At 66.7% G+C, this 12,032-nt stretch carries 12 protein-coding genes; 6 read left to right on the top strand and 6 right to left on the bottom strand.

From position 1 onward, the window contains the following. Positions 1-1,119: ATP-dependent helicase HrpB (gene hrpB / locus CC207_RS04455; protein ID WP_088851649.1), on the bottom strand; the 1,119-nt coding region annotated here is incomplete at its 3' end. A gap of 119 nt (positions 1,120-1,238) precedes the next feature. Here hrpB and CC207_RS04450 point away from each other — a divergent pair. Beyond that, on the top strand, positions 1,239-1,658 hold the full coding sequence (locus CC207_RS04450; protein WP_088851648.1) for a polyribonucleotide nucleotidyltransferase: 420 nt from the start codon (positions 1,239-1,241) through the stop codon (positions 1,656-1,658). Positions 1,659-1,682: 24 nt separating this feature from the next. Continuing rightward, a complete protein-coding gene (locus CC207_RS04445; RefSeq protein WP_028690415.1) occupies positions 1,683-2,552 on the top strand; it encodes a cation diffusion facilitator family transporter in 870 nt (289 codons plus the stop codon). Positions 2,553-2,573: 21 nt separating this feature from the next. On the opposite strand, the gene CC207_RS04440 is transcribed toward CC207_RS04445, so the two are convergent. Further along, positions 2,574-3,410 (bottom strand): DUF6515 family protein, encoded by an 837-nt coding sequence (locus tag CC207_RS04440; protein ID WP_028690414.1) that lies wholly within the window; start codon positions 3,408-3,410, stop codon positions 2,574-2,576. A 471-nt stretch (positions 3,411-3,881) separates the two neighbouring features. On the opposite strand from CC207_RS04440, the gene CC207_RS04435 reads away from it, so the two are divergent. Both CC207_RS04435 and CC207_RS04430 read left to right on the top strand, forming a co-directional pair. Continuing rightward, the gene (locus CC207_RS04435; RefSeq protein WP_011535815.1) at positions 3,882-4,358 is read left to right on the top strand and encodes an Lrp/AsnC family transcriptional regulator; all 477 of its coding nucleotides are present in this window, start codon (positions 3,882-3,884) and stop codon (positions 4,356-4,358) included. Positions 4,359-4,411: 53 nt separating this feature from the next. Next, complete coding sequence (locus tag CC207_RS04430; protein ID WP_028690413.1) at positions 4,412-4,615, top strand: DUF2788 domain-containing protein; 204 nt, start codon at positions 4,412-4,414, stop codon at positions 4,613-4,615. A 109-nt stretch (positions 4,616-4,724) separates the two neighbouring features. Here the strand turns inward: CC207_RS04430 and CC207_RS04425 are convergent, their stop codons facing one another. The 4 genes from CC207_RS04425 to CC207_RS04410 form a co-directional block, all read right to left on the bottom strand. Further along, on the bottom strand, positions 4,725-5,354 hold the full coding sequence (locus CC207_RS04425; protein WP_069016277.1) for a pseudouridine synthase: 630 nt from the start codon (positions 5,352-5,354) through the stop codon (positions 4,725-4,727). Between the two features lie 6 nt (positions 5,355-5,360). Next, a complete protein-coding gene (gene amn, locus CC207_RS04420) occupies positions 5,361-6,824 on the bottom strand; it encodes an AMP nucleosidase (RefSeq protein ID WP_028690411.1) in 1,464 nt (487 codons plus the stop codon). 77 nt (positions 6,825-6,901) lie between these two features. Continuing rightward, a complete protein-coding gene (locus CC207_RS04415) occupies positions 6,902-8,554 on the bottom strand; it encodes an acyl-CoA dehydrogenase family protein (protein ID WP_088851647.1) in 1,653 nt (550 codons plus the stop codon). Positions 8,555-8,692: 138 nt separating this feature from the next. Continuing rightward, positions 8,693-10,684 carry a hybrid sensor histidine kinase/response regulator gene (locus tag CC207_RS04410; protein WP_088851646.1) on the bottom strand — a complete coding sequence of 664 codons (1,992 nt, stop codon included), beginning with the start codon at positions 10,682-10,684 and terminating at the stop codon, positions 8,693-8,695. A gap of 265 nt (positions 10,685-10,949) precedes the next feature. Between CC207_RS04410 and CC207_RS04405 the strand changes: the two genes are divergently transcribed. Beyond that, positions 10,950-11,747 (top strand): hydroxymethylpyrimidine/phosphomethylpyrimidine kinase, encoded by a 798-nt coding sequence (locus tag CC207_RS04405; protein ID WP_088851645.1) that lies wholly within the window; start codon positions 10,950-10,952, stop codon positions 11,745-11,747. Between the two features lie 14 nt (positions 11,748-11,761). After that, a partial coding sequence (locus CC207_RS27385) for a thiamine phosphate synthase (protein WP_371916437.1) occupies positions 11,762-12,032 on the top strand: 271 nt, incomplete at its 3' end.

Raw genomic sequence — 12,032 nt, 5'->3', positions numbered from 1 at the left:
CCAGCGCGCCAGCTGCAGGGCCAGCCCGGCCAAGTCGGCCTGGAGGATCTCGGCGCTGCCATGGGCCGCCAACTGATCGTGCTGCGCCTCGGACCACAGTCGATAGCACACGCCGGGCTCGAGGCGACCGGCACGCCCGGCACGCTGGGTGGCACTGGCGCGGGAAATGCGCTGGGTGTCCAGGCGGGTCATGCTGCTGCCGGGATCGAAGCGCGGCACCCGCGCCAGACCTGCGTCGATCACCACGCGCACACCGTCGATGGTCAGGCTGGTTTCCGCGATATTGGTGGCCAGCACCACCTTGCGTTGGCCCTTGGGCGCCGGTTCGATGGCGGCGCGCTGGGCGCTCAGGTCAAGCTCGCCGTGCAACGGGCAGAGCAGCATGTCCGGACGCTCGCCCACGGCCTCCTGCAGGGCCTGGTGCACACGGCGGATCTCGGCCTGTCCGGGGAGGAACACCAGCAGGCTGCCGGACTCGTCGGCCAGGGCCTGGAGCACGCAGTCGACCACCCGCGACTCGACGAACTCGCCAGGCTGCCAGGGCCGGCTCCAGCGGATCTCCACCGGATGCATGCGTCCCTGGCTGCTGATGATCGGCGCGTCGTCGAGCAGGCGCGAGAGCCGCTCGCCCTCCAGCGTCGCCGACATCAGCAGGACCTTCAGCGGCGGCTCGTCGCGCAGCAGCGCCCGGCCGTTGAGGCTCAGGGCCAGGGCCAGGTCGGCATCCAGGCTGCGTTCGTGAAACTCGTCGAAGATCAGCAGCCCCACCCCCTCCAGCGCAGGATCCGCCTGCAGGCGGCGGGTGAGGATGCCCTCGGTGACCACTTCGATGCGCGTGTTCGGGCCGACCTTGCTGTCCAGGCGGATGCGGTAGCCCACGGTTTCGCCGACCTTCTCGCCCAATTCGCTGGCCAGGCGCTCGGCAGCGGCACGGGCGGCCAGGCGCCGGGGCTCGAGCATGAGGATGCTCTGTCCTTGCAGCCAGGGCTCATCAAGCAGGGCCAGGGGCACGCGGGTGGTCTTGCCGGCGCCGGGAGGCGCCTCGAGCACCGCTTCGTCACGTTGGGCCAGGGCCTGGCGCAGGTCGGACAGTACGGCATCGATCGGTAATGAAATCATGGTGGTCCTCGAACAATCGACCGAGTATAACGGCGAACCGAGGCTGCCCTATCATGGTCTTAACCTCAGGCGTGCACGATTGCCGCGCCCTTGTTTGTCGTTATCTTCCGGAGATTCACATGCGCATCCCTTCCCGCGTCATCGGTGGCGCCCTGATCGCCACCTTGCTGACCCAGCTGACGGCCTGCGGCACCCTGTTCTACCCTGACCGTCGCGGCCAGATCGAAGGCAAGATCGACCCCGTGGTCGCGGCCATGGACGCCATCGGTATCCTGTTCTACGTGATTCCCGGCCTGATCGCCTTCGGCATCGATTTTGCCACCGGCGCCATCTACTACCCTGGCGGCAAGAGCGCGCAGATCGACCCGGCCAAGCTCAAGCCGGCGATCAATGCCGATGGCCAGGTCGACAGGGCCAAGCTGCAGGCTATCCTGGAGAGCGAACTGGGCCAGCGCCTGCCGCTGAACGACCCGCGGCTGATCCAGCACCGCGGCAGTGTCGAGCAACTGGCCAGCTACGGCCTGGTACCCGCGGCCTGACCTGATCCGGATGATCCCCTGCGCATGACCGCCACCGCCGAACACCAACGCCTGCTGCGCCTGGCCACCCGCGCCTCGCTGAGCGTCGCCTGTATCCTGGTGCTGAGCAAGGCCGTGGCCTGGTGGCTGAGCGGCTCGGTCAGCCTGCTGGCCGGGCTGACCGACTCGGCGCTGGATGCCGCCGCCTCCTTCCTCAACCTGCTGGCGGTGCATTACGCGCTGCGCCCGGCCGATGACGACCACCGTTTCGGCCATGGCAAGGCCGAAGCCCTGGCCGGCATGGCCCAGGCGCTGTTCATCGGGGTCAGCGCGGTGCTGATCGGGGCGCAGGCGGTGGAGCGGCTGAAGTCGCCGGAGCCCCTGGGCGATACCGCGGTCGGCATCGCGGTGATGTTGCTTTCCCTGGCGCTGACCGTGGCGCTGCTGGCGCTCCAGCGCAAGGTCATCCGCCTGACCGGCTCCACCGCCGTGCGCGCGGACTCGCTGCACTACCGCTCCGACCTGCTGCTCAATGCCAGCATCCTGCTGGCGCTGCTCCTGGCCCGCTACGGCTGGCCTCAGCTCGACGCCCTGTTCGGCCTGGGGATCGCCCTGTACATCCTGTGGAGCGCGCTGCAGATCGCCCGCGAGAGCACGGCGATCCTGATGGACAAGGAACTGCCCGCCGATATCGGCGAGCGCATGCTCGAAGTGGTGCTGGCGATCCCCGGGGTAAGGGGGGTGCATGACCTGCGCACACGGGTCTCCGGCAGCCAGTGGTTCGTGCAACTGCATCTGGAGCTGCCCGGCGACATGCCGCTGCATGCCGCTCATGAACTGTGCGTGCAGGCCTCGCAGGTCATTCGCCAGCGCTATCCACGGGCCGATGTGATGGTCCACGCCGACCCGGTGTAGCCGGTTATCGCAAAAGCGCCATCAATTGATGCTGTAGCCACGCCCGCTCAGGCACGCCCCCAAGGCCCGTCGATAGTTGTCCGCCACATTGGCCGGCGGCGCATAGGTGGCGGTCGCCGGATCGAATCCCGACTGGCTCACCGCCCAGCGATGGCATTGATAGCGGTCCTGCTCCTGCTGCTCCGGCCCCTGGCCATACATCGGATAGGCGATCACATCGTAGCCGCCGCCCTGCTGCGGTATTGGCGCAGGCGCCACAGCGGGCGGGTTGACCACCACGTACTCGCGGCTGTCGGCCAGGTACTGGTAGTAGGTGTCGGCCACCAGGAAGAACAGCGCACCGCTCAGCCACACTTCACGGGCGTAGGGCGGCAGGTAGCCGACGCGCACGCCGTAGGGCGGTGTGACCACCACGTAGCCGCCGCCATGGGGGCGGTACCAGTAGCCGCCGGAGTAGAAGTAGTCCTGTCCGCGGTACGGCACCTTCCAATAGCGATCCGGAAAGCGGTCGACGGTATGCCCGGGATGGTACTGCGGCCCTGGCCCCCAGCCATTGCCATGACCGTCGGGCCGACCTGACCAGTCGCCACCGGGGCGCTGACCCGGACCGCCCGCTTCCCAGTGACGGTTATCGCCGTAGCGACGGGGAATGTCCTGGTAATAGCCCTGGCGTGGCGGTTGCGTCTGACGCACTTCGTCACGCGAATTGAGCGGCGAGCCACGCCGTTCGCCACCGCCCTGCTCCTGCTGGCCACCATGACCGTCATGCCCTTCTCCAGGCCCTTCGGCCAGGGCGCCCAGGCTGATGCCCAGGCCCAGCAAACCAACACCTGCCAACCGCCAGATGCGCGAACTCATGTTGTTCCTCTCGATGCAAACACCCGCCATTATCGTCGGCAGTCTACTCCGCAGAACGCGACCGGCAGATTAAATTAGCCGACATTCTGGTGCGCCAATTGCTCAAAGGCCTGAATGGGTTGCTCGCTGGCCTGGCAAGCGTAGCCTGCGGCGCAATAAAAAAGGGAGGCCTTGCGGCCTCCCTTCGGGAATTGTCGTCCGTGCTCGGCGCTTGTGGCACCGGCTCACCTCGCGCCGTCTTCTGGACAGTGCGTAGCCCGGGGGCCTGGCGGATCCTGTTGGATGGCTGGCCGCGACCGCCCGCCTAGGGCGCGTCGCCGTGGACTGATGTCCGGGCAGTGATTCTGGTGATAAAGATAGGCCAGACGCCGGGGCAGAGGATTGCGAAGATTGCTCTGATAAATAGCGCTTGCGCAATTTTTCACTCAGGATCGATAATTCGCAGCAATCCGAACAGAAAAGGCCTTTTCCATGAGCAAGCTCGACCGCTACGACCTGAGCATCCTCGCCGAATTGCAGCGCGATGCGCGCATCTCCAACCAGGAACTGGCCGAACGCATCGGCCTGTCGCCTTCCCCGTGCTCACGTCGGGTCAAGCAGCTCGAGGACGACGGCTACATCTCGCGCCAGGTGGCCCTGCTGGACCGCAAGAAGCTCGGCCTGAGCCTGACCGCCTATGTGCTGATCGGCATGGACCGGCACACGCCCGAGCGCTTCGAGACCTTCGAGGCGGCGATTCGCAGCCTGCCTCAGGTACTCGAGTGCAGCCTGGTCACCGGGATGGACGCCGACTACCAGCTCAAGGTGGTGGTGCCGGACATGGACCACTACCAAAAGCTGCTGCTGGGCAGCCTGACCCGTATCGAAGGGGTGACCAGCGTGCGCTCGAGCTTCGTGCTCAACCAGGTGCTGGCCAGCACCGAACTGCCATTGACCCACCTGCGTTGAATCCTCGCGCGTGCAGCGTATGATCGGGGGCTCAACCTGCCTGGAGTGAACCGATGGATCCCGCAGTATTCGAAGAATGGATGATGATCGTCCTGGTCACCGTGCTGATCGGTTTCATGGGCTTCATCGTCTGGGACCTGGCGAAGAAGTCCAAGGCCGGGCGCTTTGGCACGCTGATCCTGTTCTTTGTACTGGGCCTTGGCGTGCTGGCGTTCATCATCAAGAGCGTGGTGGTGGGGTTTATCGAAGGGGTGTAGCGGCCTGACGCCCCCCTTCCTTGTAGGAGCGGCCTTGTGTCGCGAAAGGGCTGCAAAGCAGCCCCAGATTTCAGCATCAAGGCAGAAATTGCCGGGGGACGCGTGCGGCTCAAAGCTTCGCTGGCACCTCGCGCCAGCAGCCCTGCTCCAGTCCCTCGATCGTCCAGTCGCCAATCCGCACTCGCACCAGGCGCAAGGTGGGCAATCCCACCGCCGCCGTCATCCGCCGCACCTGGCGATTGCGTCCTTCACGAATCACCAGCTCCAGCCAGGCGGTCGGCACACTCTTGCGAAAACGCACCGGCGGATTGCGCGGCCACAGCTCGGGCTCCTCGAGCAGACGCGCCTGGGCCGGCAACGTGGGCCCGTCGTTGAGCTCGACGCCATCACGCAGGCGCTTTAGCTGCTCCTCGCTCGGCTCACCCTCAACCTGCACCCAGTAGGTCTTGGCCAGCTTGTGCTTCGGATCGGCGATGCGCGCCTGCAGGCGCCCGTCGTTGGTCAGCAGCAGCAGGCCTTCGCTGTCCCGGTCCAGGCGCCCGGCCGGATAGATGCCGGGGATGTCGATGAAGTCCTTGAGCGTGGCCCGCCCCTCGCCGTCGCTGAACTGGGTGAGCACATCGAACGGTTTGTTGAACAGGATCAAGCGCGGCTCGGCCGGCGGCGCCTTGGGCTGGCGACGCGGGCCGGTGGGCCGCGCCGCAGGGCGGCGCGGTGTGCTACGGGGTGGCAGGGACATGGATCCTCAGCGGAACGGCGGCTCATCGAAGCTGCGCAGTTTACGCGAGTGCAGCGAGTTGAGCTCGGTACGCAGCAGATCAAGGGCGGCGATGCCGATCTTCAGGTGCTGGCTGACCGCGCGGTTGTAGAAGGCGTTGGCCGACCCCGGCAGCTTGATCTCGCTGTGCAGCGGCTTGTCGGAGACACACAGCAAGGTGCCGTACGGCACGCGCAGGCGGTAGCCCTGGGCCGCGATGGTGCCGCTTTCCATGTCCACCGCCACGGCGCGGGACAGGTTGATCAACGGACGTTCCTGGGCCCAGCGCAGTTCCCAGTTGCGGTCGTCATAGGTGAGCACGGTGCCGGTGCGCAGGCGCTTCTTGAGCTGCTCGCCACGCTCGCCGGTGACCTGCGCGGCCGCCTCCTGCAACGCCAGCTGCACCTCGGCCAGGGCCGGAATCGGGATGTTCGGCGGCACCACGCGGTCGAGGATGCCGTCGCGACGCATGTAGGCGTGGGCCAGCACGTAGTCGCCGATGGTCTGCGACTGGCGCAGGCCGCCGCAGTGGCCGATCATCAGCCAGCAGTGCGGGCGCAGCACCGCCAGGTGGTCGGTGATGTTCTTGGCGTTGGACGGGCCGACGCCGATGTTGACCAGTGTCACGCCATCGCCGTCGGCGGCGATCAGGTGGTAGGCCGGCATCTGGTAGCGGTGCCAGACCACGCTGGCGACCAGGGCCTGGGCCTCGCCGTTGTCCATGCCCTTCTCGATGACCACGTTGCCCGGCAGGACCATGCGCACGAAGCGTGGGTCCTCGCGCAACTGCTCAAGGCCATGGGCGATGAACTGGTCGACGTAGCGGTGGTAGTTGGTCAGCAGAATCCACGGCTGCATGTGCCGCCAGTCGCTGCCGGTGTAGTGCACCAGGCGGCGCAGGGAGAAGTCCACGCGGGCGGCGTCGAACAGCGCCAGCGGCAGGGTCTCGGCGCTTTCCCAGTCGTACAGGCCATCGGCGATGTTGTCGGTGGCCGCCGACAGGTCGGTGCTGGGGAACACCCGCGCCAGTTGCGCGGCGGTGATACCGCTGCCGGCCAGTTCGTCGCCCTGGTCGACCACGTAGGGGTACGGGATGTTCTGCTCGCTGACGCCGACTTCCACGGTCACGGTGTAGTCGTGCATCAGCGGGCGCAGTTGCTCGAGCAGGTAGCCACGGAACGCCGCGGGCTGGGTGACGGTGACGCTGTAGGTGCCGTCCACCTGGACCTTGGCGTAGGCGCGGGTGGTGGCGGCGACTTCGCCCTGGCTGGAGTAGGTCAGGCGCAGTGCCGGGTAGCGGAACAACGCACGCTCCTCGTCGCCCGGCTCGGTGCGGTCCTTGAGGTAGCGCTTGAGGGCCTGGCTCAAGGCCCCGGTGGCCTGTTCATGCAGGGCCGCCAGACGGTCGACGGCCTGTTCGGGGGTATCAACGACTACAAACGCTTGGCTCACACTGGGCTTCCTGTCTTAGGGGATGCATGACAGCCATCTTGCCTGCGTTGCCGGGCAAATACACCCCCACGAGGGCGTTACCCGGCCCACGCCGGCGTGGCCCTGGCCACCAGCGCCTCGGCGTCCACGCCGCGTGGCAACGCGCCATACACCCGCCCGCCGCCGCCCAGGCGACTGCCGATGAACGCATCGCTCACCGTGGCATTGCCCGCCTCGAGCAGCAGCTTGGCCTGCAGCGCCACGGCGATGTCCTCGGTCAGTTGCCGGGCGCGGTACTGGATATCACCGGTATCGGCGAAGGCACCCTTGAGGTTGCCGATGAACGCCGCCAGCCGCGGATCGCCATGGCCGTCTCCCAACTCACAGAACAGCGCCTCGAGCACGCCCGGCTCCTTCGACAAGGCCCGCAGCACGTCCAGGCACTGCACGTTGCCCGAGCCCTCCCAGGTCGAGTTGACCGGCGCCTCGCGGTACAGCCGCGGCAGGATGCTGTCCTCGACATAGCCGGCGCCGCCCAGGCACTCGGCGGCCTCGTTGATCATCCCGGGGGCGCGCTTGCAGATCCAGTACTTGCCCACGGCCGTGACCAGGCGGGCAAAGTGCGCCTGCTGCGGGTCGTCGAGGCGGTCCAGGGCCTGGCCCATGCGCAGGCTCAGGGCCAGGGCGGCCTCGCTCTCCAGGGCCAAGTCAGCGAGCACGTTCTGCATCAGCGGCTGCTCGGCCAGCACGCGCCCGCCGACCTTGCGGTGGGCGCAGTGGTGCGCGGCCTGGGTCAGGGCCTGGCGCATCAGGGCGCTGGAGCCGACCATGCAGTCGAAGCGGGTCATGGCCACCATCTCGATGATGGTCGGCACGCCGCGCCCCTCCTCGCCGATCATCCAGGCCAGGGCACCGCGGAACTCCACCTCGCTGGAGGCGTTGGAACAGTTGCCCAGCTTGTTCTTCAGGCGCTGGATGTAGAACTGGTTGCGGTTGTCGTCGGGCCGGTGGCGCGGCAGCAGGAAGCAGCTCAGGCCCTTTTCGGTCTGGGCCAGGGTGAGGAAGGCGTCGCACATGGGCGCCGAACAGAACCACTTGTGCCCCACCAGCTCATAGGGCTGGCCCGGGCCGGGCGTGCCCACCGGGTAGGCGCGGGTGGTGTTGGCGCGAACATCGGTGCCGCCCTGTTTCTCGGTCATGGCCATGCCGATGGTGACACCGGCCTTGTGCCGGTCGCCGACGTTGCGCGGGTCGTATTCACGGGCCAGGACCTTCGGCAGCCAGTAGCCGGCAAGCTCGGGTTGCAAGCGCAGGGCCGGCACGGCGGCGAAGGTCATGGTCAGCGGACAGCCGGTACCGGCTTCGGCCTGGCTGTGCAGGTAGGTCATCGAGGCCCGCGCCACATGGGCGCCGTCCCTTGGCTCGGCCCAGGGTAGCGAGGGCAGGCCGTGCTCGACGGCGGTGCGCATCAGCTGATGATAGGCGGGATGAAACTCCACCAGGTCGATACGGTGGCCATAGCGGTCATGGCTGCTGAACTCGGGTTTGTGGGCATTGGCCAGGAAACCCGCAGCCATCAGCGGACCACCGGCCAGGGCGCCGTAGGCGTCGATCCGCGATTCGGCCCAGCCGGCGCCGAACCGGCGCGACCACTCCTGCAGGGGCTGATCGAGGCGATACAGGTTGGCGCTGTCCAGGGACGGCGGCTGGTTGGTGACTTCGTGGGTTTCAGCGAACTGGTGCAGGTTCATCGGCGGCCTCCTGGATCGGGTCATGCCTGGATAACCCAGTGAAGCACCGCAGGCCCTCGAGTCAAAGTGACAAAACGGACTACATGGGGGCGCTTCGCGCCCTCAAACCCTGCGCAGTCCCTGTAACCAACGGACTCGTCAGAAGCGCTCCAGCCCCGAAACGGCACGCGTCGGCGGTATCTGCACCTGCGCCACCGCGAGGGCCAGGGTCAGCTCGAAGCGGCTGCCCAGCCCCGGCGTCGACTCATGGGACAGCTGCGCACCGATCAACTCGCCCAGTTGCCGGCAGATCGACAGGCCGATGCCCAGCCCGCCGTAACTCCGGGTCATCGAGCCGTCCACCTGCGAAAAGCGCTGGTACAGCACCGCCTGGTCCAGGTCGTCGAAGCCGATGCCGCTGTCGCTGACCGTGAGGCTCAGGACCAAGCTGTCCGGCCCGGTGCGCCGGCCACGGGCCTGCACGGTGACACCGCCCTGATGGGTGAACTTCAGCCCGTTATCCACCAGGCAGGCGAGGCAGCGGGCGAGCTTCTGCGCATCGCCGACCAGGCTGTCGGGCAGGTCGGCGGGGATGTCCAGGCTCAGGTACAGGCCCTTGGCCAGCGCCTGGCTGGCATAGCCGGCGCGCAGTTCCTGGAGCAGGCGTCGCAGGCTGAACGCCATGCCCTGGTTGCGCAGGCGCCCGGCCTGCAGTTCGGTGAGGATCAGGATGTCGTCAACCATCGCCATCATGTCCTGGGCGGAACCTGTGGCGGTGCGATGGTACTGGGCCTGCTCGGCGCTCATGGGCAAGGTATGCAGCAGCTCCAGCGATCCAATCACGCCGTTCATCGGCGTGCGCAGTTCATGGGTCACGGTGGCCAGGAACTCGTCCTTGAGCCGGTTGCTACGCGCCAGTTGCAGGTTCAGTTGTTCCAGGGTGCGCCCGGTCTCGCGCAGGGTCTGTGCCTGCTGCTCGCGCAGGCTGTTGATGCGGTCGGCCAGGGCCAGCGACAGCAGCGCTACCTCCAGTGCCGAGCCGAGCTGGCTGGCGTACATGGTAATGAACACGTTGGGCAGGTAGCCCAACACCATCAGGGTGTTGACCAACCCGCCAACGAGGAAGGCGGTCCAGGCGATGATGAACCAGCGCGCCACGCGCAAACCGCGCCACCAGGCATAGAGCCCGGCGCTGAAGATACCGACGGTGAACAGCAGCGCCAACACCGTGGCCATGCGCAGCGCCACACCGTAGCGCAAGCTCACTGCCAGCACCATGACCAGCGCGCCGCCGGCCATCAACCCCTTGAGCAGGCGGTCGAAGCCCCGGCTGAGGCTGCCAAGTTGCAGGAAGTGGCGGGCGAACTGGCAGCCGAACAGCCCGGCGGCACCGATGAACAACGGAGTGGCGGCGTTGGCCCACCACGGGCTGTCGGGCCAGAAATAGGCGATGCCAGCGCCGTTGACCGACACCTGGTAGAGACCGAACGAAGCGATATAAAGGATGTAGTACAGGTAGCTGACATCACGCACGCTGAGGTAGATGAACAGGTTGTACACCAGCATCACCAGCAGCACGCCGTAAATCATGCCCAGCACGTAAAGGCGTGTGGGCTGGTCCTCCAGGTAGGCCTCGGCCGACCACAAAGTCAGCGGCGCCTGGATCGAGCCCTGGCTGTGCAGGCGCAGGTAGGCGGTGGTCGCCTGGCCGGGTTGCAGCGGCAATTCGAACAGGTAGTTGTTCTGGCGAATCTCCCGGCTGGCATAGGGCAGCGCGTCACCGGTGCGCCGGGCCAGGCGATAGGTGCCCTGAGCATCCGGCAGGTAGAGTTCCAGGTGATCCAGCGGCGGATAGGCGAGTTCCAGAAGCCACTGGCGTGGCGCAGCCGAAGGGGCGGCGGCATAGGCAAGATCGACCCGCAGCCAGAACACCGACGTGGAGTAGCCCGCATTGAGCACGTCGTCCTGATGCGCCTGGAAGCGCCCGGCGAACGCCGCGGAACTGACCTGGGCGATGCTGGCGCTGCCATCGTGGTCTTCATAGACCTGCATGTACCGACCCAGCGGCAGGCGTCCGGTGGCGTCGTCGAATTCGACCGCTCCGGCCAGCACGGGCAAGCAGCCCAGAAGCACAATCAGCAAATAGCGCATACAGCCCCAGCATGGCCTGTCCGGTCGCGTCGCGGTTGCCTCCCATCCCTTTGAGACGACGTGATCCAGCAGAACCCATTTATCGAGTTATCCGAGCACTCTAGCATAGCCTCCAGCACTGGCAATGAGCCACCCAGATTTTGAACGCAGAGGCTCTAGAATGCATATTTCAGAATATACAGCCAGGCCAAACTGACCACTTGATCAGCAATTCTCTCGCCGCGAGCGAACCGCAGAAAAAGGTTTGGTGATAAGCTCGCCGACCATGAATACCTACAGCTCCCGCCCCGTTGTCCTCTGTCTCTCCGGCCACGACCCCAGTGGTGGCGCCGGGCTGCAGGCAGATATCGAAGCCCTGATCGCCCAGGGCTGTCACGCCGCGCCCGCCGTGACAGCCCTGACCGTGCAGGATACCGTCAACGTTTCCGACTTCCGCGTGCTCGACCGCGAGTGGGTCCTGGCCCAGGCCAACGCCGTGCTGGCCGATTCCACGGTGGCCGCGGTGAAGCTGGGCATGCTCGGCTCGATCGAGATGGTCGACACCGTCGCCGAACTGCTCGCCGCCCATCCGCACCTGCCACTGGTCTGCGACCCGGTGCTGCGCGCCGGCGGCGGCGGTCGCCTGGGCAAGGACGAGGTCGGCTACGCGCTGCGCGAACGCCTGCTGCCGCTGGCCACCATTGCCACGCCGAACCTGCCGGAGGCGCGTATCCTGGCGGAACTGCCTGAAGGCACCGCGGACGAATGCGCCGAAAAGCTGCTGCCGTTCTGTAGACACCTGCTGATCACCGGCGGTCACGGCGACGAAGTGGAAATTCACAACCGCCTGTATAGCCGCGACGACCAGCAGCACACCTGGACTTGCCAGCGCCTGCCTGGCAGCTACCACGGCTCGGGCTGCACCCTGGCCAGCGCCCTGGCCGGCCGCCTGGCCCTGGGCGAAAATTTGACCAGCGCCGTGCGCAGCGCCCTGGACTACACCTGGCGGACCCTGCGCGACGCCGAACAACTGGGCAAGGGCCAGTACGTGCCGCGCCGCCTGCCCCTGGATTTCTGTTCCTGACTCGAGGCTACCCGATGACGCTCCGCGGTCTGTATGCCATCACCGACAGCCAGCTGCTCGCCGGCCGTTTTCTGAGCCATGTCGAGGCAGCACTCGAAGGCGGTGTCTGCCTGCTGCAGTACCGCGACAAGAGCGAAGACGCCGGACGTCGCCTGCGCGAAGCTGAAGCGCTGACCAAGCTTTGCGAACGCTACGGCACTCAGTTGATCATCAACGACGACGCCGAACTGGCCGCGCGCCTGGGCGTCGGCGTGCACCTGGGCCAGACCGACGGCCCGCTCACCC

This window comes from Pseudomonas sp. DrBHI1 (genome assembly GCF_002205115.1).
Taxonomy (GTDB): domain Bacteria; phylum Pseudomonadota; class Gammaproteobacteria; order Pseudomonadales; family Pseudomonadaceae; genus Aquipseudomonas; species Aquipseudomonas mosselii.
This window is presented reverse-complemented; position numbering and strand designations above follow the sequence as displayed.